A 24,934-nucleotide genomic window follows, 5' to 3' on the forward strand; every position below is an offset into this window, starting at 1 on the left:
TGACGCCCGTCAATCCTTGGGGTTGCTTATTTTCCACTTCATGGACTTACTGCGTCTTTGTTAGCAACCTTCCGTTTCGCACTCCGGCCGGCAGACACCCGGGCGGGACACCACATGGGGGGTCGCGTCGGAGACGGAGACTCCCCGTTTGCCGATCTTGACCGCAAGCCAAACCCCGATGGCGATCACCAGCGCCGCAAACAAAAACGCGGAGCGGAATCCGCCAAGATGGTCAATCATCCACCCGGCAGTACCCGGCCCGATCAATTGCCCCACCGCAAAGAACAACGTTACATAGCCAAGGGCCGCCCCGATCAGGGGAGCCGGCACCTGTTCGGTGGCCGCCGCCTGCACCAGCGACAACATGCCGCCGACCGTGCTGCCCAATATCATCTGAGCCGCCACAAATCCTGCAAGAGTCGGAATGAAAACGGGAATCCCCGTCCCCGCGATCACCACCCACAAAGAGGCGATCAACGCAGAACGCCGGCCGATGCGGTCGGAAATGAATCCCCAGATCGGACCGCTCACCATCCACAAAAAGCCGCCCAATGCGATCACTTTTCCCGCCGCAGCGGGCTCGATCCGCTGTTCCAACATAAATCCCGGCAAAAAAGTGATCGGGATGATGTACGCCACACCGACGACAAAATAGACCGCCGCCACCAGCAAAACCTCTTTTTTCCTATACACCTCGCCGACCAGGTCTTGCTTCGAATCCGCCTCAACCCTTGCTATCGGCGGATTTTTTAAAACAACGGCCGCCAGGATGGTGACCAACAGCGTGAACAAACCGAACAGCACCCACACAAAACGCCAGCTCCAGCCGGGAAACGCGCCAACGGTCGACGGGACGAGACTCCCCGCCGCCAACATGCCGATCCCCATGCCGCTGGACATCAATCCGATCACCAGACCTCTTCGGTGCGGGAACCACCCCACAAGCAGGGAAAGCAACGGAGTGAATGTCAGAGCCGTCCCGACTCCCGCCAGAAACATCATCACCAGCGCCCATCCGTAAGATGAAACCCACCCTAGTCCCAACAGGCTCGCCGTGACCACCCCTCCGCCCGCTATCACAACGAGCTTCGCTCCCCAACGGGCGGTAAGTAAACCGGCAAAAACCACCATCCCCAAATACCCGAGCGCTGTTGATGTTCCCAGCATTCCCGCCTGCGCATACGACAAGGACAGGCCGCTTCTCATGAACGGCATCACGACGCCATACGCAAACCTCGCAAACCCAAGAACCGCCACGTTCAGCAATACACCCGTCATCACATACAGCCAGATGGGACTTTTTCCCGTGTTCACCCAACCACTCCTTTGAATTGAATGATTACTCAGTCATTTTGATCCTATGTTTCTGAATATTCCACAATGTTTGACCGATTTCCTTTTTCAACTTTCACCGGCATTGCAGTTCTGCCAGTACAGGGACTTCCTTTTCGACAAAAGCTTTGATTTCTTCCGCAGTTTCCATTTGCAAAACTTTTTCCGCCAACTGCCGCATATCCGAACGCTTCAGCTTGCGAAGCAGGGCGCGGGCGGGCAAAACGGAGGAAGCGCTCATGCTGAATTCATTAAGCCCCATTCCCAGCAGGATTGGAAGCGCCGTCATATCTCCCGCCATCTCACCGCACAATCCGACCCGTTTCCCCGCTTTGCGGGCAGTCTGAATAACCATATTGATCAGACGCAACACAGCCGGGTGAAACGGTTGATACAGATGTGAAATCTTTTCGTTCGTGCGGTCGCAGGCCAGAGTGTACTGAATCAGGTCATTCGTTCCAATGCTGAAGAAGTCGATTTCTTTCGCCAACTGATCCGCAATGAGGGCTGCAGCCGGCACTTCGATCATGATACCGACTTCCATGCCGGGGTTGAAAGGAAGGTTATTTTTTGTCAGTTCCTCCCGGACTTCCTGCAAGATCCGGTTGGCCTCCCGCAATTCCTGAAGGGAAGCGATCATGGGATACATCAGTTTGATGTTGCCGTAAACGCTTGCCCGTAAAATCGCACGCAATTGTGTTTTGAACAAATCCTGTCGGTCCAGGCACAGGCGAATCGCTCGATAACCGAGAAACGGATTCGCTTCTTTCGGCAGGTTCAGATAGGGTAACTCTTTGTCCCCGCCAATGTCGAGCGTCCGGATGACGACGGATCTGTCCTTCCCCAACGTTTCCGCAACGGCTTTATAGGCTGTGAATTGTTCTTCCTCGGATGGAAGATCGTTTCTTCCCATATATAAAAACTCGGTACGGTAAAGACCGATTCCTTCCGCGCCGTTTTTTACCGCACCTGCCGCATCCTGCGGATTCCCGATATTGGCAGCCAGTTCGATCCGCACCCCGTCCGCAGTGACAGAAAGCTCATCTTTCAGCGTTTCGTATTCCGCCACCCGCGACGCATATATGGCCGCTTTTCCTTTATATTCCCGCAACTTTTCTGGTGTCGGATTGACAAGGACGATACCGTCATTTCCGTCAAGGATGACGTAATCTCCCTGCCGGATTGCAGCGGTAATATCTTTTAACCCTGCGACTACCGGTATTTCCATCGATCTTGCCATGATGGCGGAATGTGACGTCGCCCCTCCGATATCGATGGCAAACCCGGCCACTTTTTTCCGATCAAGCCGGGCTGTGTCAGAGGGGGTCAAATCATGTGCCACCAGAATGACCGGCTCCGTGAAGTCATCCAGTGATTTCGCTTCAATATCCGCATCCGCAAGCCGGCGCAACACCCGTCTGCTTACGTCGCGGATATCCGCCGCCCGTTCCCTCATGTATTCGTTACCCATATTTTCAAAAATGGCAACCAATCTGTCCGTAACCTCTTGTAACGCGTATTCCGCGTTCACCAGCTCCGCACCGATTTTGTCCTTAACCGCACCGACGTATTCCGGGTCTTGCAAGACAAGGATATGGGCGGAAAAAATCCCTGCCTCCGCATCCCCCAACTTTTGCCGGACCTTTTCTTTTATGGTTTCCAATTCGCTGACAGCTTGCCGCACCTTATCTTCAAACCGCTCGATCTCCTGGGCGGCTTCCTCCTTCGAAAGACTGCACTTACAGACCTCAACCGGCTCCTGTGCCCAAAGAAAGGCTGGCCCCATGGCATACCCGGGGGATGCGCCAACTCCCTTCTTCTCCATATTTTTCCTTCTCATAAAACGTCTCTCCTTAGCCATGAACTCGCTGCCCTTTTTGAAGCCATTATAATTATAGTTTTTCAGATTGTCACCGTCCCATACCGCGGCACCACAAATACCGCTAACAAAAGCAATCGGGCTGACAGTCTGCTATAATTTAACCCATGAAAGGGGATGAAAGGATGAAAAATCGAGTTTGCCAACTGCTGGGAATCCAATACCCGATACTTCAGGGGGGATTGGCTTACGTCGGTAACGGTACGCTGGCGGCCGCCGTTTCCAACGGGGGTGGGTTCGGCCAAGTCGGGACAGCCGGCCGCACGCCCGAAAATTTTAAAGAACAGGTCCGCATCGCCGCCGAACTGACCGACAAGCCGTTCGGAGCGAATCTGCCGATCAGCGAGCACTCGGACAACACTCCTTACATCGAAGCCGTCTTGGAAGTCAAAGACAAACTGACGGCCGTCAGTCTCTCCGCGGGGAATCCGAAGCCGCTGGTCCCCGTCTTTAAAAAAGCCGGTCTGAAGGTCATAATTATGACCGCTTCCGTCAAACATTCCCTAAAAGCGCAGGAAATGGGAGCCGATCTGATCGTTTGCGAAGGTTTTGAAGCCGGCGGCCACAACAGCCCGCTGGAGCTGACGCTGTTCAGTCTGATCCCGCAAGTCGTCCGCGCGGTGAAAGTTCCGGTTGTGGCGGCAGGCGGCATCGCAAACGGCCAGGGCGTGGCGGCAGCGTTCGCCTTGGGCGCCGAAGGCGTGCAGCTCGGCACGCGATTCGTCGCCACGAAAGAATGCGAAGCGCATGACAACTACAAACAGCTTTTGCTGGAAGCCAAGGACGATGCCACGGTCGTCATGGAGCGAAGCATCGGCCGTGTCACGCGCGTATTGAAATCGCCGTTTGTCGAAACCATCCTCGAATTCGAAAAAACGCAACCGGCCATCGAGCGGCTTCTCCCCTACATCCGCGGCGTCAACAACAAAATCGCGGCGATTGAAGGCCGTGTCGAAGCAGGATGGTTAAACTGCGGACAAAGCGTGGGACTGATCGACTCGATCGAAAGCGCGGCGGACGTCGTCCGCAATCTCGCCCGGGAAGCGAGAGAAGTGGCAACCGCTCTCGGAAGCATCCGGGAGATTTTTGCCGAGTGACACAAAGGGGCGGTCCCGAAGCGATACAATCCGCTTGCGGGAACTGCCTCTCTTTTTTTTATTCCGTCCGTTCTTTCAGACGAAACAGTTTTCTCAATTTTGATTTTTTTCGCTTCTCTGAGGTTTAAATCCTTTCAAATTGGGCAAATCTAGTTCTTGAAATGCCAATTTGGGAGGAGAATTGCACAATGAACCGATTCAAAATCGCTTTGCTTCCGGTCGTTTTGATGATATCAGGCTTGCTGCTGTTGACGTTGACAGGGGCAGCTTACGCCAAACACGTCTGTTTCTGCGACGGGGAAACGACAACCTCGCCTGTTGCATCCGCCGCCGTCCCAGCTGCAAAAGACACCTCGCCGGCTGCGCCTGCGTCGCGTTCGGGAATTTCGCAAAACGACAAGCAGTTCGTCGCCTACACCGTCAAACCGGGGGATACTTTGTCACAATTGGCACGGGAATACAATACGGAAGTCGACACGCTCATTGCGCTGAACAATATCACGGAGCCGCGGACTTTACGGATCGGGCAACCGCTGACCATCCCGCAAAAATTAAAACCAGCGGAAATTCCGGCGGTTATGGGCATCGAGAAAATCATGACGTTTACCCTGACCGCTTACACGGCCGGTCCCGAATCTACCGGAAAATCGCCGGGGCATCCCGCTTACGGCATTACCGCAACCGGCAAACGGGCCACGGAAGGGCGCACGATCGCCGTCGACCCGAAAGTGATCCCTTACGGCACCAAGGTTTACATTGAAGGTGTCGGAATTCGCACGGCGGAAGACACGGGCGGCGCCATCAAAGGAAACCGAATCGACGTATACATGGAAGATCTCAAACAGGCCATCCAATTCGGCCGCAAAGAAAACGTCCGCGTGTATGTCTTGTCCTCACCCAACGCGTAAACGGGTTTATTCTACTATTGATTGGACAAAATGATAAATACGCCTAACACTCATATAGTAAAATACACACCCAAAACGGAAGAAAAACAGAAAGGAGCATGGACAATGGTGACGATCGAACAAGTGATCCGATCGGAACAAAAAGGCCGCATCATCTATCAAGGCAATCTGTCGTCCCTGCATGCGGATGCCCTGTCGACCATTCCCCTTTACAACCACCCGGACGGTACGGGCTATCAGCGTCCGTTTGACACGGCCAGAGCCTTGTCGTATGCGGAGTATCTGGAGCAGAAAGACGCCTGCCTCACTCCGATCATTCTGAACGCAGACGGAAAATGGACATTTGAACCGTATGACAAAACGCAGCCTGATTTTGGAAGGCTTGTCTGCCAAGGACCGGCACGGGTGATTGACGGCCAGCACCGTTTGGGAGGCATCGACAAATATCACCGGCAGCGGCTGAACAAAGAAGCTTTGCCCGTTCCTTTTCTCGCATTCCATGTGCTTTATCCGGAAGAGGAAGTCTCCATCTTCGACACGATTAACACCAACCAGGTCGGTTTGACAAAGTCCCTGCTGGTCTATTTGAAACGCGACAGGGAGGAATACGCGCGGATTGCGATCGATCTCGCGGAACGCAATGATTCACCCTTCTGCAATTTGGTTGTGGTGGTAACAAAGAAAACCACAGACCGGCCGTTTACGTTGGACCATCTGAAACGCGCCTGCGAACTGATGCTCAAAGGCACTCCGCTGGAAGAGCTGAACCTTGAGAAAAAAAGGTTGGCAATCATCGTCTACTTCCGGGAAATCAGCCGCATCTTCGAGGAAGCGTGGAATTCCAAGACCGCCTTTAAATTGCGAAGCGTGATGGGCTTAATGAGCTGCGCGATGGTGGGACGCAACATTCTGGAAGCCGCCTGGCGGCCCGAAACGGCTTGGATCGACGAAGGGGAAGTCAAACGTCTCGTCTGGAAGATGCATACCTTCGACTGGTCGCGGACCGGCCAGATTCGCTACGCTTCCGGCATCCCCGGGCAGCGCTACGTTTCGCAGGTCCTTAACTATCTAGTTTTTGGTGTTCCGGTCAAAGCGAGTGAACCCGTTCCCGCCCCGAAATTCAGCATCAACGAACAAGTGGGATAGAAAAATCGCCCGACAAGTGACGTTACGCGATCGGGATTTGGAGCAAGTCGCTTGCCAGCAAGGAGTTTTCGCCATGGCGAGCCGCCGCCAGATCTCCGGCTCGTCCGTGCAAATAAACGCCCAGACAAGCCGCTTGCGTGGCATCGTAGCCTTGTGCGAGCAGACTCGCAATCATTCCCGTCAGTACGTCGCCGGTTCCGCCTGTGGCCATGCCGGGGTTTCCCGTTGTGTTGACATAGGCCGTTCCCCCGGGAGTGGCTACGACAGTTTGGGCGCCCTTCAAAACAAGCGTGATGCCGTGTCGCTTGGCAAACTCCCGGGCTGTATGGATCCGGTCCGCCTGTACATCCCGGATTGAAACTTGCAACAGCCGGGCCATTTCGCCCGGATGCGGGGTCATGATAGTGGCGGCCTGGCGGCGGGGCCAATTCGCAAAGTCTTCGGCGATCATGTTCAAAGCGTCCGCATCAAGCACCAGCGGACACGGCGTTCCTTCCCAGACGGTTTGCATCCACCGGCTGCCATGCAAAAAACGGCCCATTCCCGGCCCGACCGCAACCGCGTCCTTTCCATTGACAAGCGACAACACATCCTGCGGGGACGTCTCCGACCAATCGCCGCGGCTCTTATCGGGAATCCCGGCCAGCATCAGCTCTGGCACATGTCCGATCAGAGGCTCCAGCAGCCGGTCCGGCAAGGCCCACGTCACAAGTCCGCAGCCGGTCCGAAGCGCCGCTTTCGCGCAGAGCATCCCTGCCCCGCTCATGCGCCGCGAACCGGCCACAACCAACACATGTCCATACGTCCCCTTATGGGTATCCGCTTGGCGGGGGCGTGTCCAATCGGTTTGCAAACGTTCTTTCAGCATCCCGTCGGTAGCCAAAAAGGTCTGGACCCCGATCTGATCCGCCAACGCCGCCGGAATTCCGATCTGCGCGACCGTTACCTTGCCGGCCGCTTCCGCTCCGGGGTGTTGCACCAGTCCTCTTTTCAAAAAAGCCATTGTCACCGTGCGGACCGCCCGTATGCAAGGCTCGTACAACGCACCGGTATCGGCATCCAGCCCGCTCGGAATGTCGATCGCAAAAATCGGCAGCCCGCTCGCATTCGCTTCCCGTATCAACGCAGCGTAAGGTTCGCGCGGCGCACCTTTGGCGCCCGTTCCGAGCAAGCCGTCGATAATGCCGTCAAACCGACACCAATCCGTGCCGTTTGGCTGATAGACAACCGCGGGAATCCCCAGGCGTGCCGCAATATCCCGTTGCACGGCCGCATCTCCTGTCAGCCCTTCCGGCGCTTCCGCATATACGATCTGTACGCGGTGCCCCCACTCCGCCAGATGTCTGGCGGCGACCACCCCGTCTCCGCCGTTGTTGCCTTTTCCGACAAGTACCAGTAGAGATTTTTTTTCGCCTTGAAAAAAAGCCTGCACTTCCCGGGCGACTTCGCGCCCCGCATTCTCCATCAAAACCAGGGCCGGTATCCCCAAGCGGTCGATGGCATGCCGGTCAAGCAGCCTCATCTCTTGAGCGGTCACGAGATGCATCGTCCGCAACTCCTTTCGTTCCTGTCATGATTTGAATTCCGCCGCAAGCCGGTTGCGGTTCACCATTGTCTTGAGCGTCGAATTGAGCGTCGCCGGATCGGAACTGAACCCTCCATGGTCCCGAGCGCGGCTGATCAACTCGATGACCTCCTTCCCGGCCGGCAACAGAACCGGCCGGCTTTCCCGTTCCGCAACCACCCACGCCCCCCGCCCGTCGGATATGATTTTTTGCAAGGACGGACTGGTTTTCGCATACATCTGCATTCCGAAAATCGGTTGGTCTCCATGTTGCCCTTCCAGACCGCGGCTAATCAAATAGAGAATCGATTTGCCGTAGTACGGAACCGACTTGTCTGCCCGTTCCAGTTCGTCGCTCAATGTATACAGAAAGAAACGCTTCAGGTACAGCCTGTCACATGCCCGTGCGTACGTGTTTTCAAACTGGGCCACCGTACAGGCTGGCGCATACAAACTGCAGGTGATGATTTTCAGATACGGGTAGACATCCGCTTTTCCCTCCATCAACTGTTTCAGCAAAGTGAGCAACACGATCGAACCCGCACTATGTCCGACAAGATGAATTTCCGCATGCAGCTTTTCTTTGCGCAGGGCTTTTGCCAACAGGAGAAAAAACTTCCAGCCTCCCCCGTGGCTTGCAAATACTTGTTCCCCCCGGCGTTTCATCGCTTCCCACGGCTCCGGAAACAATTTCGCCGCCTCTTCGATCATCTCGTCGATCAGCACGCCGGCTGGCGACATTTCTTGAAAGCGCGTCTCAACCTTGTGCCGAAGATGATCTTCCAAAGCTTCCAGGAAGGAAGATTGCCACATGAAAAATACGGGATAAACGCCGTTTTGCAAAAGTGTCGCGTAACGCCCCTTAATCGCGCCACCTGCCATCGACTCGGAGACCAATCCCCCGTGGCAGTAAAACATCAGCCGATGCGGCCCCGATTTTGACTTAAAAAAATCGATGATACTCCCGGCCATCCGCTGCAACTGGACGACCGAGCTTTGATAAACCCCCGTCTGCGAAAGCTGCCCGTCCGCTTCCGTATTGACGATGTAATCCATCAGATCGCCCGGCTCTTCCCGCCCGTTTTTGCTTCTCCAATTGCGGAACCGATTCATCGGCATCTCCCTCCCCGGTTCATTATATGGGGATCCGCTGCCCGCGTATAACATGCAGACTTAAAGTCACCAAACCAGCCGTTAAAACATCATAAATTTCATCTTCCGTAACTTCAACGTGCAAATGGACAAGCCGGTTTCGATAGCCGGCTATTCCCCGTATTTTTTTTGCGAAGTCAAAGGGAAGCACGTTATTCTTCGCCAAGATATCAAGTATCGAAGTGTAATCTCCCGGCGTCGCAAGCCCTTTTTTGGAAATAATATGGCGTTAAGCATAGAACTCACCCTGTATGATGGCATCCGCCACTTCCTTTTGGTATCGTTCGTAAAAAGGTTTGAAATCCAAATAGTCACGCACCGCGATATCCACCAAATCCGTGTAACTTTCGCGATCTGTAACAATTAGCGGTTTTCCTTCCGCTACAACCGCATATTTTAACACAATCGACAAGTCGTCAAAAAATGCAACATCTACCTTCTGGCCGGGAAACAAACGATCCAACTCATCTTCCCTAGCCCGTGAACCGAACAACATAAGCGCCAGCAACGGATATGGCTTAAAAAGTCGCTCGAACTTCTCTGCAGGAAAAAACATCTTCATCACCTCTTCATTATTTTACCATCTTCTTGCCGCTTGATCACCGAATATCGCCACTGCATCGCCAAAAACCAAAAATCATTTGCTTCCGAATCCACTGCCTTCAAAGGTTCCCAGCCAGATTTTGGCCATTGTTGCCAAACTCGAAAACTAGTACCATCACCTTAGTAGACTTGCAAAAGTAAGGTGATCCGTATCAAGAAGCGGTTACTTGCGGCGCTGGCCTTTATTTTCTTATTTGCCGTCGGTTCCTCCGCCAACCAGGCTGTATCTGAGACAGAATATTCCGACATTATTGGCCACTGGGCGTCCTCCGCCATCATGGCTTTGACTTCCCAAGGCATCATCGGCGGGTATCCGGACGGCACGTTCCGGCCTGATGCGGTCATCACCCGGGCCGAATTTTCCGCATTGCTGGTTCGGGCTCTCAAGCTTCCCGAGCGTTCCGACAGCGCGTTCCCGGATACGGTGGGGCACTGGGCAGCCGGCAGCCTGGCAACGGCTCCTACGATTACAAGATAATCGGCCAAACTGCCGATCTGGTGGTTGTCATGACCTACGATGAACATTGGTTTGGCGGTGAAGCCGGCCCGATCGCGAGCCGCAAGTGGGTGGAAGATTGCCTGCGGTACGCAGTGTCGGAGATCCCCAACGACAAGCTTCTGCTCGGTGTAACGGTGTATGGGTACGATTGGCCCGAAACGCCCGGTGCCAAGGCGAAAGCCGTCTCATCCGCCACGGTGGCCAATTTGCTCGCCAAATACGGCGGCCGTTTGAATTTTGACGAAATAGCATCGGAATCTGGCGTCTCGGCCTCGAAAGCGATTTGTTTTGGAACACGCTCGAATCCTGGAACCGACGGTAAGTCTGGAAAAGCGGCGGGCCATTTTTCAATTGCTGTTCGGAAACGCTGTTGAAACGTTGCCGTCAACCGCAGGACGGCATCGAAAACACCAGTGCCGCAGCCCCGGCGATACCGGCGTCTTTTGTCAATTTCGCTTGCAGAATCGGGATGTTTCCCGCTTCGCGGTACAGCGATTTCTGCCTTACATAGCCGGCCACCGCCCGCAACAAAGGCTCGCCGATAGCGGACACGCCCCCGCCGATGACGATGGCCTCGGGTTCGAACAGATTGACCAGAGCGACACAGCCGATTCCGATATAGCGAAAAGTGTCGTCCATCACCCGTACAGCCCTCTCGTCGCCGGTTAAAAAAGCGGCAACCACGTCTTCGGCGCCCATCGGTCTACCGAAAGCCTCCATGGCCCTCCGGGCAATTCCGGTACCGGAGGCAAGGTACTCAAGACAACCCTTTTGTCCGCAGTAGCATTCCCCGCCACTCGAATCGATCGCCAGATGGCCGATTTCACCGGCATTCCCCGTTCTTCCCGACAGCAGTTTTCCGTTGATGAACAGACCGCCGCCAATCCCGGTACCGATCGTCATATAAGCAAACGTGTCATAAGGTTTGGCGGCTCCGAAGCATTTTTCGCCGAGCGCCGCACAGTTGGCGTCGTTTTCCATGCGGACAGGTCCCTTATAATGTTGTTTCAGTCTCGCAACGACATTGTACCTTTCCCATCCCCGAAGATTGCCCGGATTGATCAGACGGCCTTCCCGCGCATTCAACGGTCCCGGCGCTCCGATTCCGACACCGGTCAACGACTCCCAACCGAGTCCCGTTTCCCGCAACAGGTTTTCGATTCCCTCCATTAACCTGCTCATCGTCTGCTCCGGCGGCGACCCGACTTGCGTTGCGATGCGTCCGCTTTTTAACACGTTTCCCGTCTCATCGACCAAACCGTACGCGATCTTTGTTCCTCCGATATCGATACCCAGTGCGGTTTTCATCTGCCATCCCCTTATACCTTCCAAGGTATTTGGTGTTCCCCCCTGTTCAAGGCTTCCTAAATCCCTGCGGATGGTTCTTGTGCCATTCCCAAGCGCTTGCAATGATCTGCTCCAGGCTGTTGTATTGCAATTTCCAGCCCAACTCCGCCTGGGCTTTCGCGGAAGAGGCGATCAGCACCGCCGGATCGCCGGCGCGGCGGGGACCCACCCGCGCCGGAATCGGGTGCCCCGTAATTTCCCTCGCCTTGTCGAGTACCTGTTTGACCGAGAACCCGGTTCCGTTCCCAAGGTTGAAAATCGCGCTTTCATTCGTTCGGCGGAGCCGCTGCAAAGCCAACCAGTGCGCATTGGCCAAATCCATCACATGAATGTAATCGCGAATGCACGTCCCGTCTTCCGTCGGATAATCGTCGCCAAAGATCGTCACGAATTCCCGCTGTCCCAACGCCGTTTGCAGAAGGATCGGGATCAGGTGGGTTTCCGGTTCGTGATCCTCCCCGATATGCCCTGCCGGATGCGCTCCCGCCGCGTTGAAATAGCGAAGGGAAGTGTATTTGATGCCGTATGCGGCGTCGCACCATTTTAACATTTTTTCGATCGCCAGCTTGGTTTCCCCATAGGGATTGGTAGGTTCGGTGGGATCGGTTTCCTGAATCGGGATTCGCTTCGGTTCTCCGTACGTTGCCGCTGTTGACGAGAACACGATTTTCCCAACGCCGTGTTCCCGCATTTTGGCCAGCAATCTGTGGGCGGCAACCACATTGTTCTCGTAATATTTGAGGGGGTCCCGCACACTTTCCCCCACCAGGGAATCCGCCGCAAAATGAATCACGGCCTCAATGTCGTGAGCCGAAAAAATCCGGTCGAGCAATTCCGTGTCGCGAACGTCGCCCCGATAAAAAATCTTTGCCAGGACCGCGTCCGCATGCCCTTTTTGCAAATTGTCCAAGACGATTACCTCTTCGCCTTGCCGCAACAATTCAGCAACCGTGTGGCTGCCGATATAGCCTGCGCCTCCCGTGACCAAAACAGCCATTTTCTCCCCCCGATTCTTTACCCGACCATTCCCATCGCAGAAGCAATATGCCGCGCCACATGCACCCCGGCGGCGGACGCCTGCGCCAAGCCGCGGGTGATGCCCGCCCCGTCGCCGACCGCAAACAAACCCTGGATCTCCGTCTCAAACTTATCCGTCAAGCGCGGCCGGGCGCTGTAGAACTTCGCTTCCACCCCGTAGAACAGAGTGTGCTCGGAAGCGATTCCGGGAGTGACCCTGTCCAGCGCCTCCATCATCTCCATCAACGATTTCATCGTGTTGTACGGCAACACCAGGCCGAGATCGCCAGGTACGGCCTCTTTCAAGGTCGGCTCGATAAAACCTTCACGGATTCGCTTCTCGGTCGAACGGCGTCCTTTCAAGATATCCCCGTATCTTTGCACGATGACCGAACCGTTGGACAGATCGTTGGCCCGGCGGCTGATTTCCTTCGCATACTCGATCGGCTTGTCGAACGGCTCCGTAAACGTGTGCGAGACCAGCAGAGCAAAATTGGTATTCCGGCTGCCCAGCGCCGGATCCTTGTAGGAATGCCCGTTTGCGGTCATCACGCCCGAATGGTTCTCCACGACCACATGCCCGCTCGGATTGGAGCAGAAAGTCCGCACCCGGGTTCCCACCGAGGTGTTAAAAATGAATTTCGCCTCATACAAGTGTTCGTTGATTTCCTGCATGATCACATCGGATGTTTCAACCCGCACGCCGACATCAACCTGATTGTTCGTCATGGCAAGGCCGCGTCTTTTCAAAATGGCAGCCAGCCATTCCGACCCGTCCCGCCCCGGCCCGACAATCACCCGGTCGGCGCGGATCTCTTCCCCGTTTTTCAAGCGCACGCCCGCCACGCGGAAAGCTTTGCCGCCGGAAGCGCCGCCAGGCGGTTCCTCGACGAGAATGTCCTCGACAAACGTCCTGAACCGCGTCTCGACCCGGTTTTCCAGTGTCCGGTAAATATTTTGCAGGATCTTGAGATTCTCCTCGGTTCCAAGATGGCGGACACGTGCCTTGAGCAGCTTCAACCCCGCTGCGGCCGCCCGTCTTTCGATTGCCGCCACGGCGGGCGTGGTCGGATCGGTAATCTGGCGGGTCGCTCCATGTTCCAAATTGATGCGGTCCACATACTCAATCAGTTCCAACACTTTGGAAGGAGGCAAGTAGTCCTGCATCCAGCCGCCAAATTCGGTGGTCAGATTAAACTTCCCGTCGCTGTAAGCGCCGGCGCCTCCCCATCCGGCAGTGATCGAACACGCCGGCAAACATCCGGCGTACTCTTTCATCTTTGTCGGCGGCGGACACTTCTGCAGTTTCTCTCCGAGAATCGGGCAGCTCCTGTGAAAAATATCGTGTCCCTTATCGATCAACAGCACTTTACAGTCCGGTTTTAACAACGTGAGCTCATACGCGGCAAAAATCCCGCTGGGCCCGGCTCCTACGATAAGCACGTCGTATTTCACAACAGCATCTCCCCACAAGGCAACTTCGTTTTGTAATCGTATTCATCTTGCATCGCTACGATTCCGCTTCCCGGGCAATTTTTATCCACGGCCGTCCGTTCACCCACTCGACGGCGACATCCAAATCAAATGTCGCACTCAACATTTCCCCGCTCAAAATGTCCCGCTTCTCGCCCGCGGCAACAATCTCGCCGTTTCGCAACAACAACGCGTGCGAAAAAACCGGCTGGATCTCTTCGATATGGTGCGTCACATAAAGCAGCGTCGGCCCATTGGCGGCACTTCCCATCGCATCGATCTCCGCCAGCAACTGTTCGCGGGCCCGAATATCCAGACCGAAACACGGTTCATCGAGAATCAGCAGTTTCGGCTCCGCCATCAACGCGCGGGCCAGCAGCACTTTCTGTTTTTCCCCTTGCGAAAGCGTGCCATACCGCTCCCCGCCAAGGTGGCCGCAGCGAACCCGGTTCAACAAATCGAACGCCCGCTCCCGGTCGGACGAATCAACGCGTTCCCACAGCCCGATGGAAGCGAATTTTCCGCTAACGACCACATCCAACACCTGTTCCGACGGATCCATCTCTTCCCGCAGGGCGGAACTGACCCATCCGATCGATTTTCGCACTTCTTGAATCACGCACCGACCGTATGTATGCCCCAGAACTTTGATGGTTCCTCGGGTCGGCCATTCGTAACCCGTAATCATCTTCAAAAGCGATGTCTTGCCCGATCCGTTGAGCCCGATGATCGCCCAATGTTCACCGGGTCGGACCGCCCAATCCACATGCCTGAGGATTTGTTTGTCCTGCCGCAGCCATGACACATCGTGGACTTCGATCAGGTTCATGTTCGATTGCCTCCCCATGCAAAAGATCCCCTATGTCCCGTTAAAATTCACCTTTCAAGGACATAGGGGGAATTCCTTTCGGACTGAGACAAATGAATTTTTATTGCTTCTTTAGCATCTCGTAGACCTGTGCGACATCTTTGTCCCCTCTGCCGGACAAATTGACGATGAGAATCTGCTCTTTGTCCATCTCGGGAGCGAGCTTCATCGCATAGGCCACCGCGTGGGAACTTTCCAGCGCGGGAATGATGCCCTCCACTTTCGACAGGCGGAGAAACGCCTGCAGGGCTTCGTCGTCTTTCACCGCCACGTAATCGGCACGCCCGATCGCTTTGTAATACGAATGTTCCGGTCCGACGCCGGGATAATCAAGCCCGGCTGCGATCGAATGGCAATTCTCCGCGTTGTCCATCACATAACATTTAAATCCGTGTATGATATCCGGTTTTCCGACACTCAGAGGCGCCGCGTGAATTCCCGTTTCAAGCCCTTTGCCGGCGGGTTCGACACCGATGATTCTGACGCTTGCGTCATCGACAAACGGATAGAAGAGTCCGATCGCGTTGGAACCCCCGCCTACGCACGCCATGACCACATCGGGCAACCGGCCTTCTTTTTCAAGTATCTGCTGACGGGCCTCCCGTCCGATAACCGACTGAAAATGCCGCACCATCAAAGGATACGGGTGCGGGCCAACGGCGGAACCCAGCAAATAGAACGTATCTTCGTAGTTCTCCGCAAAATCCATCAACGCTTCGTCCACAGCTTCTTTCAGCGTGCGGTTGCCCGATTTCGCCGCTACCACCGTCGCGCCAAGCATTTCCATGCGGAATACGTTCAGCGCCTGACGCTCTGTATCCACTTCCCCCATATAGATCGTGCAAGGAATTCCAAACAGGGCGCAAACCGTGGCAGTGGCGACACCGTGTTGACCGGCTCCCGTTTCCGCGATGATGCGCTTCACCCCCATTCGCTTGGCAAGCAGGACTTGTCCAAGCGTGTTGTTGATCTTGTGAGCGCCCGTGTGGTTTAGGTCTTCCCGCTTTAGATAAATCTTGGCGCCCCCCAGTTCCTTCGTCAGACGCTCCGCCAGGTACAGAGGATTCGGACGCCCGACATATTCCCGCAAATAAAATTGAAACTCCCGCTCGAATTCGGGGTCATCCTTATATTCCAGAAAAGCGGCTTCCACTTTGTCCAGCGCTTTCTGCAGCGGTTCCGGCACGTAACTGCCGCCGAAGGCCAGCTCTCCCTCGCCAAACACCCCTTTGTCCGACACTTTCACAATGCTCATCTTCATCTCACCATGCCCTTCTTCATATCGCATAAAGATTTCATTCGAAATTCCATGCGCAAATTCCTTCATGAAAAATCAAAAACCGGCACCCGGAAGTCTGTTCCGGGCACTGGCGGGCATCACGTCACAGATCGTATACGATTTTGTACTTCGCTTCCAAATAGTTCACCAAGTAACCGGAATCAATCGATTCACCCGTCACGGACGCAAGAATCTCTTTCGGTTCGAGCAGCTTGCCGTATTTGTGGATCTTTTCGTTCAACCAGCCCTTAACTACACTGAATTCGCCGCGTTTTACCGCCTCTTTGTAATCGGGAACGTCGCGCCGCAAAGCAGCTTCAAACTGGGCGGCGTAAATATTGCCAAGGGAATAGGACGGGAAATACCCGAACAACCCGGCGGCCCAGTGTACATCCTGCAGCACGCCGTCAGCGTCGCTTTGCGGCACTACTCCCAGGTAATCCCGCATTTTGTCGTTCCATGCGCCGGGCAGTTCCGCCACGCTCATGTCGCCGCCAATGAGCGCTTTCTCCAATTCGTAACGCAGCATGATATGCAGGTTGTAAGTCAGTTCGTCCGCTTCGACGCGAATCAGCGACGGCTTCACCTGGTTGACCGCCCGGTAAAAATCGTCGACGGAAACGTCCCCAAACTGCTCCGGGAAAAATTGCGGCAGGAAAGGATAAAAATACGTCCAGAATTCGTGGCTCCGGCCGATGATATTCTCCATGAAGCGCGACTGCGACTCGTGAATCCCCATCGACGTCCCTTCGCAAAGCGGTGTTCCGATCAAATCCGGAGAGATGTTCTGTTCGTAAATCGCGTGTCCCGCCTCGTGAATCGAGCCAAAAATGGCGGAGCGGAAATCGTTTTCGTCAAAACGCGTGGTCACCCGGACATCGCCCGGATTGAGTCCCGTCGCAAACGGATGGGCGCTTTCATCCAGACGGCCCGCGCGAAAATCGTAACCGATTTTTTCGATCACAAATTCGCTGAACCGCCGCTGGTCGCTTTTCGGAAACCGTTGTTCGAGAAACGATGCGTCTGTCGCCCGTCCACGCTCTTGAATGGTCTGCAGTAGCCTGACGGATTTGCCCCGGAGATCGCCAAACAAATCGTCCAGGGTCTCGACCGTAATCCCCGGTTCGTAATGATCCAATAACGCGTTGTACGGGTGGCCTTGGTATCCCCAAATCCCGACAAACTGTTTCAGATAGTGCAGGATCTTTTCAAGGTACGGCCGGAACGCCGCAAAGTCATTGTGTTTCCGCGCTTCTTCCCAGGCGGTTTCCGATTTCGAAGTTAACACGATATACTCTTGGTACAACTCGGGCGGGATCGCTTGGCTTTTCTCGAACTCTTTCTTGCACTCGCGAACAATTCCGCAGGTGACCGGGTCAAGTTCCCGCAAAGCTTCAGGCGATGACAGCGCAGCGAGAAACTCCTTCATTTCGCCGGATACACTCATTTTAAACAGATCGGCGGATAATGTGCCGATCACCTCCGCACGCTGTTCCTGCCCTTTTTTTGGGGCGCCTGTTCGCAGGTCCCATCCGAGAACCGCAATCGCTTCCGCATAGTCCTTCATCCGCCTGGTATAGGCGCGAAACTCCTGTACAATGGTCGTCAAGGCTTTCCTCAAGGCAAATCCTCCTAACATCATGAAAATCCAAACGACGTTCCAAATTATACCACAATTGTCCGTACACGCTTGGTTTTATTTTCAGCTATAATAGTTCTTGTATCCTTATTACGCGTCGGATTATAAGGCCATCCGTAGCCGTCGCAACAGCGGAGTAAAACGTACATGTTTTAAGGAGGTGCCTACAGATGAAGGATATTGCACCGATTGATGACTTAGACTATAGAACCCGTATCCTGCGGAAAGCGGAGGAAGTCGTCCGGTTGATCCAATCGACTGAAACCTTCTCCCGGTTTCGGCAGGCGGAAGATAAATTAAACCGTCATCCTGACGCCCAGGCGCTCTTGTTTGTCGCAAGAGCGAAGCGCAACGCGTATTCCCAAACCTCGCTCCGTTACGGATACGACCATCCGGCTTCAGTCCGGGCGAAGCGGGAATATGACGAAGTTTTGCGGCAAATCGCTGAAATCCCTCTGATCGAGGAATATAAAAACAACCAGGAAGAATTGAACGAACTGCTGCAAGGCGTCACCCGCATTCTCATCAATACCCTTGCGCCGGAGGTTCGCACCGAAATCTACGAGGAATCCTCCGAGGGCGGTTGCGGGGACTGCGGCGGCTGCAAAAGCCATTGACAGCGGTTATTATAGGGATATGAACAGGAGCCAAGTCAAGCGAGGTGCGCTGTGATCAAAAGACTTCTCACGGTTTTGCTTTTTGTCGCGGTCGTTATTGTCGGCTATTTGAACAAGGATCTGTTTCTCGAATGGATTCGCGCCGGCGGAGCGGTTTCCGTCACGGTGGGTATTCTGTTTGTCGCGATTGTCGCCTTTTTCCCAATCGTCCCGTTTGTCGTTGTTGCCGGCCTCACCGGCGCGGTATTCGGCGCCTGGGCCGGAACGATGGTCACATTGACGGGCGCGGTGATCGGAGCCATGATCATGTTTGGACTCGCCAGGTTCGGATTCCGGGAACCGGCGCAGAAATATCTGAGCAAATATCCCAAAGCGAAAGAATACGAAACTTATTTTGAAAAAAACGCCTTTCTCAGCATTTTGTTCGTTCGCGTTGTGCCGGTCATCCCTTCCCAGGCGGTCAATATTTTATCCGGGGTCAGCCTGGTACCGTGGGTTACGTTTTTTTTCGCAACCACCCTCGGCAAACTGCCTTCCAACCTGATCTTTAATCTGGCGGGCAGCAGCTTCGGGCAAAACAAGCTTACCGCCTTTCTCATCAATGGCGTTTATTTTGCGGTCATTGCCGCTGCGACCTTTGTGTATCTGCGCAAAAAACAAGCCAAACAGGAAGAGGTGTAAGAGAAAAGGCGTAAGAAACAAAACGGCGGAGCTTTTGCAACAAAACGCAATCCGCAAAAGCCCGCCGCTTCTTATCGCTTACCTGCCATAGCAACAGAGGACATTATTTTTTCGTTGTAATCGAGGACGAATACCAGAAGACCAGCCACAGCAGAGCGGCAAATCCAAACAGCCCCAAGGCGAACAGAATCAACCCCATCCGATATCCCTCCGTTACTTTACGAGCTCTTTGATGCGGGTTCCGCACCATTCCGCAAACTCGGACACGGAAACCACATCGGTCACAATCAGTACCGCCAGGCCAACAACCACCGCATACATCCAGACCGCCATCGCTCCCGGTACAAGGCGGCGGAGCACTTTGCCGTCTTTTGCGTCGCCATACCAACCGACAGCCGCGATGAACGCCAAGCTGGTCAGGGTAATCAAAATCTGGAATCCCGTGATGGTGCCGTTAATCGTGGCAATGGCCTTCCCCTGAGCGATATATTTGGTCAAAAGCTGAATTTGCAAAATCAGGTGGACTGCGTACAGAATCGCGCCGACCGCCATGGTGCCGAGAAACTTCTTGTAGCTGCTGTTACGGAACAAAATCCCTGCAATCAGCAACACCACTCCGTTGACCAGCAACACTAAAGTGCTGAGATTGGAAAGGTTGGTCACCTCCGAAGGCAATTGAACCCCAAATACGTCAGGCCGCCAACCGCGGAGATAAACATTCGCCGCAACAAACGCAGCGAAGAAAAAGGTGAACGAAATCAGGCCGAGCCAAGCTGCAAGCTGGCCGTTATCCTTAGCGCCGGGACCGGGTTCCGGCAGATGCAGTTGATGATGCTGTGTAGCCAATACTTGTCACTCCTTTCAAGAAATGAACCGTAAGTTCAAACCGAACCTTAGTTCGCGCTCACAATCATCATGACAAACAGCGCCGTCATGTAAACCAGGGAATAGCGGAAGCTTTTTTTCGCCCATTTCATGTCGTCCTTGGCGTAAAACGCTTCGACCGAAATGTAGAGATACGCGATTCCCAACACGACAGCCGCAATCAGATACACCAGGCTGACAGTTCCCAGCCCGTAGAGAATGAACGAAACGGGAACCATGGCCGCAACATAACGCAGCGACTGGCGCTTCGTCACATCAAATCCGTACACTACCGGAAGCAGCGGAATCTTCGCGGCACGGTAATCTTCCACCCGCAACATGGCAAGAGCCAGAAAATGCGGCGGCTGCCAGAGGAACATGAAAGCAAAGATCGCCCATGCGCTGGCATCAAGCGTTCCAGCCGCCGCAGCATATCCCATGATCGGCGGAATCGCCCCCGAGATGCCTCCGATGACCGTACTCAGCGATGACCTGCGCTTCAGCCACAACGTATATACGACCACATAGACAAACAGTCCGATCAATCCCAAAACAGCGGTCAAACCATTGACAAACAACGCAAGAACCGCAGTTCCGACAATCGCCAGGAGCAATCCGAAAACCAAAACTTTTTTCGGCGTCAGAATACCCGTTGCCGTCGGACGTTTGCGGGTCCGTTCCATTTGCTGGTCCAGATCGCGGTCGATGTAGTTGTTCAAACTGGTTCCCGCCATAATGACCAGCGCGGTTCCGACAATCGCCAGAACCATTTTCAAGATGTTAAACGATTCCTCCGGATTCGCATGCATGACCGCACGCATTCCAAGCCAATATCCGGCAAATACCGCGATCACGTTTCCCATTGTAATGCCAAGTTTGGTTGCCGTCACATAATCCCGCCAGGTGCCCGTCCGGTTCAGTTCGGAGAAAGGCCCCGGTTCCATGGCCCGGTTTGTCGCAGGTACATATGACAATTGTTGTTTCACAGCGTTTTCCCCCTATCCGTTGGTTACAACCGTCCGGCCTCGCGGAATCTCACTTTTCGCCGGGCCCAGTGCTATCACGTGTGCGCTTTCGAATTTTACGCTTGCCGCGATGTAAACGCTGACCCACAGCATCATGGCCGCAACAGCCATATGAGCCGCAGCAGTGAACAGCTCAAGCTTTGTCACAAGCGAAAAGAAGCCAAGAAACACTTGCAATCCTAACAATATCATTATACTAATAGTTTGCCCGAAAAACAGCTTCTTTTTTCTTGCATAGACGAACAACCAGAACAGGGACAATACGACGGGAAACGCCGCGAACATATGAAGATTCATCACCGCTTCCGCAACCGGATAAGCGGTGATCAGCTTGTCTGGAAGCGGCTCCTCCGGGTGCACAAAGGTGTATGAGGCGCTGCTGTGCTTGAAAAAACCTCCCACCAATATCTCAAGATAAATGGAGCCTACGGTAAACAGGGCCGGTTTGTACAACAGCTCCAGCGACCGTTTCCGTTCGGCAGCAAAATCCGGCAATTGTGCCCGCTCCACTGCCGCTTTTGTCCGGACTCTGACCGTCAGTATCACCAGCACCGCCAGCAGCAGCATGGCAAACGCCATATCGACGGCAGTCAGGCCGGAGGGCAGTTTTTTGAGTACATTTATACCGCCCATCACTCCTACGAGACCCAACAAGCAGACCGACAGGACGGAAAGCGTCCGCACCAGCCGGTCATTCGGATGCTTCCTCCACAGCGATATCGCGTTCCAAACGATCAGCAATCCTGTCAACGAAGAAAACGTGCGGTGGGTGAATTCCACCAGGATGATTCCCTCCAACGGAGGAATAATCCTGCCGTTGCACAACGGCCAGTCCGAACACGCCAGGCCCGCCTTAAACCCTACCACCAAAATTCCAAGGATAATCAGAATGTATGTCGCGATCGTCGTAATGAGGGGCAAGCGGTATCTCATGCTCCTGCCCTCCTTTCCTGTCTTGTCAACGCAAGAGCCCGGTTCCCCGGATTCCTATGCCGTAACCGAATCGTCACCGGTGAAACGGTCTCGGTCTTTTGCGGAAATCCCATAGTTATAGGGATAGGACGTGACAACCGGGATTTCGTGGAAGTTGTGTTCCGGCGGTGGCGAGGAAACGGTCCACTCCAGCGTTTGGGCCCCCCATGGGTTCGCATCCGCTTTCGCGCCCTTCCACAGTGAAACCGCAAGATTGTAAAACACGAGAATTGTAGCAATGCTGGCCAAATATGAACCCCATGTCGAAATCTGGTTCATCGACAGAAGCTCCGCCGTACGGGTATAGTCGTACACACGGCGCTGCATGCCGAGGAAACCGCTGATATGCATCGGGAAAAACGTCAGGTTCGTGCCGATAAAGTACAGCCAGAACGTCCACTGACCCAATTTTTCGTTGTACATGCGGCCCGTCACTTTCGGGAACCAGTAGAACATGCCGGCTATAATCGCCATCATCGAGCCCCCGAACAGTACGTAATGGAAGTGGCCGACAACGAAGTAGGAGTCATGCAGGTGCAGATCGACGGGAACCGACGCCAGGAAAATGCCGCCAAGACCGCCAATGGTGAACAGGAAGATAAATCCGAACGTCACAAACAACATCGGCGTGGTGAATTGAATCGACCCGCGCCACAATGTGGACAACCAGTTAAAGATCTTAATCGCGGTCGGAACCGCAATGATCAGCGATGTGATCATGAAGGGAATTCCCGCTTCCACTTGCATGCCCGCTGCGAACATGTGGTGCGCCCAGACAAGGAATCCAAGCAAACCGATGGCGATCGAAGAGTACGCAATGGCGTGATAACCGAAAATCGGCTTGCGCGCAAACACGGGAATAATCTCGGAAACGATCCCCATCGCCGGGATGATCATCACATAAACGGCCGGGTGCGAATAGAACCAGAACAGATGCTGATAGAGCATCGGGTCTCCGCCCGCCGCCACGTTGTAAAAAACGGTTCCCAGGTGCCGGTCGAACAGCAAGGTTGTAACAGCGCCAGCGAGGGCGGGAACGCCAAACAACTGGATGAACGAAGTGACCAGCATCGCCCATACGAACAGCGGCATCCGGTTTAACGTCATGCCCGGAGCACGCATATTAAAGGTGGTTACGATTGTGTTGATCGCGCCGAGGATCGAAGACAGCCCCAAAATGTGCACCGCCGTCACCCAAAGATCGAGACCGATCCCCTTCGTTTCGATACTGTAAGGCGGATACGCCGTCCAGCCGACATCGGGCATTTCGCCCATCAGCGGACTGATCATAAGAACGATACCGCCCAGCAGGTACAGCCAATAGCTCAAGGCGTTCATCCGCGGGAACGCCATATCCTGCGCTCCGATCATAATCGGCACGAGATAGTTGGCAAATGCGCCGGCAAGCATCGGAATCACAAACAGAAAAATCATGATGGTGCCGTGCATGGTAAAGAACTGGTTAAAAGAATCCGGTTTCAAAATTTGCCCGTCCGGCAATGCGAGTTGGGTACGGATCGCAACAGCGGCAAGCCCTCCGAAAATCAGGAAAAACAACCCTGTAACCGCATACATGATGCCGATTTTCTTGTGGTCGACCGTAAGAATCCAGTCGCGCCAAAAAGACTTCGGACGTACTGTTCCTGCAACTGCGGCTGTAGCCATAAACCTCTCACTCCTCCCGTCATTCCCCTGTTATTTGAGAGTTTTGATATACTCGGTGATCGCCTTGATCTGCTTGTCATCGAGCTTGCCTTGGAACGAAGGCATCGTATTGGCAAATCCGTCAGCGATTTTCGCACCGGGATTCACTATGGATTCCTTGATGTAGGCTTCATCAGCTTTCACCGTACCGCCACCCTGAAGTTTGCGCTCCGAATCGTAGAGCCCTTTCCAGGTCGGACCCGCAGCCTTGGAGCCGTCGATGGAGTGGCAGGAGAGGCAGCTTTGCATCGCCAGCTTCTGGCCCGCCTGCGGCCCTTCTTCCGAAGCTTTCTTCGCATCCACCAGGAATTTCTCAAACTGTGCGGCCGGTTCCGTCTTCAGTGTCGCCAGCATCTTGGTGTGAGCGGTACCGCAGTACTCGGCGCAAATCACGCGATACGTACCCGGTTTGATTTCACCGAGCGGAATGATTGTCTCACGACCGGGAACCGCGTCCTGTTTAATACGGGCTTCCGGTACCCACAGACTGTGTATGACATCAGCCGATGTGACCTTAAGTACTACGTTTCTCCCTTCGGGAACGCGCAAGTCGTTGATCGTGGAAGCTCCGTTCGGATATTTGAATTCCCAGGACCATTTGCGGCCGACGACTTCAATCTCGTAAGCGTCCGCGGCAGAGGCCTTTTGGATGTTGTAGGTCAACTGCGTGCCATAGATCCCCAATCCGACCAAAATCAATGCCGGCACCAAAGTCCAGATGATTTCCAGCCGGGTATTGCCGTGAACGGCAAGACCTTCTTGATTTCGCTTCGACCGCTTGTACTTGAAAAGAAATAAAATCAGCAAGAATTCCACTAAAATGAAAACGACCAGGGCTATGCCGAAAATAAGCGCGAAAAGAGAGTCCACCTTATTCGCCAAACTGGTGACGGACTCCGGCAGCCAATTTGTTGGCACGTTTCTCCCTCCCAATTCTCTGTGAATTTTTTTCAACAAATATTTGAAAACATTTTGTCCTCCGTTTTAAAAATCCCCCTCCCTTTCGCCCGCTTTTCCGTCTTTGACATGCGGCGTTTTTGCGTCTTGCCCCCTATGCAACAGGTCGGAAGCCAGCAGACTACACTTTATTTTACGATAATAGAAAAAGTTTTTCATCATAATTTGTAGAAATCCTATACGACAATTTTTTCATACTTTCGATTTTTTGTCACAATCACGACAAAAATCGGACATATTTTTGGAAATCAGCTCCATTCTCGTTTCGCACATGCGAATGCCACATGCACGCGCTCCACATGGCTGAGTCG

24 protein-coding genes are annotated in these 24,934 nt (G+C 54.1%); 7 read left to right on the forward strand and 17 right to left on the reverse strand.

Annotation, left to right across the window (positions count from 1 at the left end; all coding sequences use genetic code 11):
* Positions 1-60 precede the first annotated feature (60 nt).
* Entirely contained in the window at positions 61-1,314 is a 1,254-nt protein-coding gene (locus tag AC4ED1_RS06170; RefSeq protein WP_490936747.1) for an MFS transporter, read from the reverse strand.
* 94 nt (positions 1,315-1,408) lie between these two features.
* Positions 1,409-3,157, reverse strand: coding sequence for a phosphoenolpyruvate--protein phosphotransferase (gene ptsP / locus AC4ED1_RS06175; protein WP_490936861.1), 1,749 nt, complete (start codon positions 3,155-3,157; stop codon positions 1,409-1,411).
* A 179-nt stretch (positions 3,158-3,336) separates the two neighbouring features.
* On the opposite strand from ptsP, the gene AC4ED1_RS06180 reads away from it, so the two are divergent.
* The 3 genes from AC4ED1_RS06180 (at position 3,337) to AC4ED1_RS06190 (ending at position 6,362) form a co-directional block, all read left to right on the forward strand.
* Complete coding sequence (locus AC4ED1_RS06180) at positions 3,337-4,308, forward strand: NAD(P)H-dependent flavin oxidoreductase (protein WP_490936749.1); 972 nt, start codon at positions 3,337-3,339, stop codon at positions 4,306-4,308.
* A 188-nt stretch (positions 4,309-4,496) separates the two neighbouring features.
* Positions 4,497-5,216 (forward strand): 3D domain-containing protein, encoded by a 720-nt coding sequence (locus tag AC4ED1_RS06185; RefSeq protein ID WP_490936751.1) that lies wholly within the window; start codon positions 4,497-4,499, stop codon positions 5,214-5,216.
* A 105-nt stretch (positions 5,217-5,321) separates the two neighbouring features.
* Positions 5,322-6,362, forward strand: a complete 1,041-nt coding sequence (locus tag AC4ED1_RS06190; protein ID WP_490936753.1) for a DGQHR domain-containing protein — start codon at positions 5,322-5,324, stop codon at positions 6,360-6,362.
* Positions 6,363-6,384: 22 nt separating this feature from the next.
* Here the strand turns inward: AC4ED1_RS06190 and AC4ED1_RS06195 are convergent, their stop codons facing one another.
* From AC4ED1_RS06195 to AC4ED1_RS06210, 4 genes are read right to left on the reverse strand one after another with little or no spacing between them, the layout of a single operon-like run.
* On the reverse strand, positions 6,385-7,908 hold the full coding sequence (locus AC4ED1_RS06195) for an NAD(P)H-hydrate dehydratase (RefSeq protein WP_490936755.1): 1,524 nt from the start codon (positions 7,906-7,908) through the stop codon (positions 6,385-6,387).
* Between the two features lie 24 nt (positions 7,909-7,932).
* Positions 7,933-9,039 carry a hypothetical protein gene (locus AC4ED1_RS06200; protein WP_490936757.1) on the reverse strand — a complete coding sequence of 369 codons (1,107 nt, stop codon included), beginning with the start codon at positions 9,037-9,039 and terminating at the stop codon, positions 7,933-7,935.
* 22 nt (positions 9,040-9,061) lie between these two features.
* On the reverse strand, positions 9,062-9,301 hold the full coding sequence (locus tag AC4ED1_RS06205) for a DUF86 domain-containing protein (RefSeq protein WP_490936863.1): 240 nt from the start codon (positions 9,299-9,301) through the stop codon (positions 9,062-9,064).
* A gap of 6 nt (positions 9,302-9,307) precedes the next feature.
* Positions 9,308-9,634, reverse strand: a complete 327-nt coding sequence (locus tag AC4ED1_RS06210) for a nucleotidyltransferase domain-containing protein (protein WP_490936759.1) — start codon at positions 9,632-9,634, stop codon at positions 9,308-9,310.
* A 189-nt stretch (positions 9,635-9,823) separates the two neighbouring features.
* Here AC4ED1_RS06210 and AC4ED1_RS06215 point away from each other — a divergent pair, with 189 nt between their 5' ends.
* Complete coding sequence (locus tag AC4ED1_RS06215; RefSeq protein WP_490936761.1) at positions 9,824-10,159, forward strand: S-layer homology domain-containing protein; 336 nt, start codon at positions 9,824-9,826, stop codon at positions 10,157-10,159.
* Between the two features lie 29 nt (positions 10,160-10,188).
* Positions 10,189-10,554 carry a hypothetical protein gene (locus tag AC4ED1_RS06220; RefSeq protein WP_490936763.1) on the forward strand — a complete coding sequence of 122 codons (366 nt, stop codon included), beginning with the start codon at positions 10,189-10,191 and terminating at the stop codon, positions 10,552-10,554.
* A gap of 10 nt (positions 10,555-10,564) precedes the next feature.
* Here the strand turns inward: AC4ED1_RS06220 and AC4ED1_RS06225 are convergent, their stop codons facing one another.
* From AC4ED1_RS06225 to AC4ED1_RS06250, 6 genes are all read right to left on the reverse strand, one after another.
* Complete coding sequence (locus AC4ED1_RS06225; protein WP_490936765.1) at positions 10,565-11,488, reverse strand: ROK family protein; 924 nt, start codon at positions 11,486-11,488, stop codon at positions 10,565-10,567.
* Between the two features lie 46 nt (positions 11,489-11,534).
* Positions 11,535-12,524 carry a UDP-glucose 4-epimerase GalE gene (gene galE / locus AC4ED1_RS06230; protein WP_490936767.1) on the reverse strand — a complete coding sequence of 330 codons (990 nt, stop codon included), beginning with the start codon at positions 12,522-12,524 and terminating at the stop codon, positions 11,535-11,537.
* A gap of 17 nt (positions 12,525-12,541) precedes the next feature.
* A complete protein-coding gene (locus AC4ED1_RS06235) occupies positions 12,542-13,999 on the reverse strand; it encodes an NAD(P)/FAD-dependent oxidoreductase (RefSeq protein ID WP_490936769.1) in 1,458 nt (485 codons plus the stop codon).
* Between the two features lie 55 nt (positions 14,000-14,054).
* Positions 14,055-14,846, reverse strand: coding sequence for an ABC transporter ATP-binding protein (locus tag AC4ED1_RS06240; protein ID WP_490936771.1), 792 nt, complete (start codon positions 14,844-14,846; stop codon positions 14,055-14,057).
* A gap of 100 nt (positions 14,847-14,946) precedes the next feature.
* A complete protein-coding gene (gene trpB / locus AC4ED1_RS06245; protein WP_490936773.1) occupies positions 14,947-16,140 on the reverse strand; it encodes a tryptophan synthase subunit beta in 1,194 nt (397 codons plus the stop codon).
* Between the two features lie 127 nt (positions 16,141-16,267).
* The gene (locus tag AC4ED1_RS06250; RefSeq protein ID WP_490936775.1) at positions 16,268-17,785 is read right to left on the reverse strand and encodes a carboxypeptidase M32; all 1,518 of its coding nucleotides are present in this window, start codon (positions 17,783-17,785) and stop codon (positions 16,268-16,270) included.
* Between the two features lie 188 nt (positions 17,786-17,973).
* Here AC4ED1_RS06250 and AC4ED1_RS06255 point away from each other — a divergent pair, with 188 nt between their 5' ends.
* Entirely contained in the window at positions 17,974-18,420 is a 447-nt protein-coding gene (locus AC4ED1_RS06255) for a YlbF family regulator (RefSeq protein ID WP_490936777.1), read from the forward strand.
* A 51-nt stretch (positions 18,421-18,471) separates the two neighbouring features.
* Positions 18,472-19,101, forward strand: a complete 630-nt coding sequence (locus AC4ED1_RS06260) for a TVP38/TMEM64 family protein (RefSeq protein WP_490936779.1) — start codon at positions 18,472-18,474, stop codon at positions 19,099-19,101.
* A gap of 213 nt (positions 19,102-19,314) precedes the next feature.
* On the opposite strand, the gene AC4ED1_RS06265 is transcribed toward AC4ED1_RS06260, so the two are convergent.
* Genes AC4ED1_RS06265 through coxB form a run of 5 tightly spaced genes read right to left on the reverse strand, consistent with a single transcriptional unit; the run spans position 19,315 to position 24,584 of the window.
* A complete protein-coding gene (locus tag AC4ED1_RS06265) occupies positions 19,315-19,947 on the reverse strand; it encodes a hypothetical protein (protein ID WP_490936781.1) in 633 nt (210 codons plus the stop codon).
* Positions 19,948-19,994: 47 nt separating this feature from the next.
* Complete coding sequence (gene cyoE, locus AC4ED1_RS06270) at positions 19,995-20,951, reverse strand: heme o synthase (protein ID WP_490936783.1); 957 nt, start codon at positions 20,949-20,951, stop codon at positions 19,995-19,997.
* A gap of 12 nt (positions 20,952-20,963) precedes the next feature.
* Positions 20,964-21,923 carry a COX15/CtaA family protein gene (locus AC4ED1_RS06275; protein ID WP_490936785.1) on the reverse strand — a complete coding sequence of 320 codons (960 nt, stop codon included), beginning with the start codon at positions 21,921-21,923 and terminating at the stop codon, positions 20,964-20,966.
* Between the two features lie 54 nt (positions 21,924-21,977).
* On the reverse strand, positions 21,978-23,627 hold the full coding sequence (gene ctaD, locus AC4ED1_RS06280; RefSeq protein ID WP_490936787.1) for a cytochrome c oxidase subunit I: 1,650 nt from the start codon (positions 23,625-23,627) through the stop codon (positions 21,978-21,980).
* A 30-nt stretch (positions 23,628-23,657) separates the two neighbouring features.
* Complete coding sequence (coxB, locus tag AC4ED1_RS06285; protein ID WP_490936789.1) at positions 23,658-24,584, reverse strand: cytochrome c oxidase subunit II; 927 nt, start codon at positions 24,582-24,584, stop codon at positions 23,658-23,660.
* Positions 24,585-24,934 lie beyond the last annotated feature (350 nt).

The organism is Effusibacillus sp. SKA8, from assembly GCF_058273125.1.

Coding starts and splice junctions, on each gene's coding strand:
- ptsP (WP_490936861.1), bottom strand. CDS start 3,157: ATGGAGAAGAAGGGAGTTGGCGCATCCCCCGGGTATGCCATGGGGCCA.
- AC4ED1_RS06185 (WP_490936751.1), top strand. CDS start 4,497: ATGAACCGATTCAAAATCGCTTTGCTTCCGGTCGTTTTGATGATATCA.
- AC4ED1_RS06180 (WP_490936749.1), top strand. CDS start 3,337: ATGAAAAATCGAGTTTGCCAACTGCTGGGAATCCAATACCCGATACTT.
- AC4ED1_RS06195 (WP_490936755.1), bottom strand. CDS start 7,908: ATGCATCTCGTGACCGCTCAAGAGATGAGGCTGCTTGACCGGCATGCC.
- galE (WP_490936767.1), bottom strand. CDS start 12,524: ATGGCTGTTTTGGTCACGGGAGGCGCAGGCTATATCGGCAGCCACACG.
- AC4ED1_RS06255 (WP_490936777.1), top strand. CDS start 17,974: ATGAAGGATATTGCACCGATTGATGACTTAGACTATAGAACCCGTATC.
- AC4ED1_RS06220 (WP_490936763.1), top strand. CDS start 10,189: ATGACCTACGATGAACATTGGTTTGGCGGTGAAGCCGGCCCGATCGCG.
- AC4ED1_RS06210 (WP_490936759.1), bottom strand. CDS start 9,634: ATGTTTTTTCCTGCAGAGAAGTTCGAGCGACTTTTTAAGCCATATCCG.
- AC4ED1_RS06190 (WP_490936753.1), top strand. CDS start 5,322: ATGGTGACGATCGAACAAGTGATCCGATCGGAACAAAAAGGCCGCATC.
- ctaD (WP_490936787.1), bottom strand. CDS start 23,627: ATGGCTACAGCCGCAGTTGCAGGAACAGTACGTCCGAAGTCTTTTTGG.
- AC4ED1_RS06225 (WP_490936765.1), bottom strand. CDS start 11,488: ATGAAAACCGCACTGGGTATCGATATCGGAGGAACAAAGATCGCGTAC.
- AC4ED1_RS06240 (WP_490936771.1), bottom strand. CDS start 14,846: ATGAACCTGATCGAAGTCCACGATGTGTCATGGCTGCGGCAGGACAAA.
- trpB (WP_490936773.1), bottom strand. CDS start 16,140: ATGAGCATTGTGAAAGTGTCGGACAAAGGGGTGTTTGGCGAGGGAGAG.
- AC4ED1_RS06275 (WP_490936785.1), bottom strand. CDS start 21,923: ATGAGATACCGCTTGCCCCTCATTACGACGATCGCGACATACATTCTG.
- AC4ED1_RS06200 (WP_490936757.1), bottom strand. CDS start 9,039: ATGAATCGGTTCCGCAATTGGAGAAGCAAAAACGGGCGGGAAGAGCCG.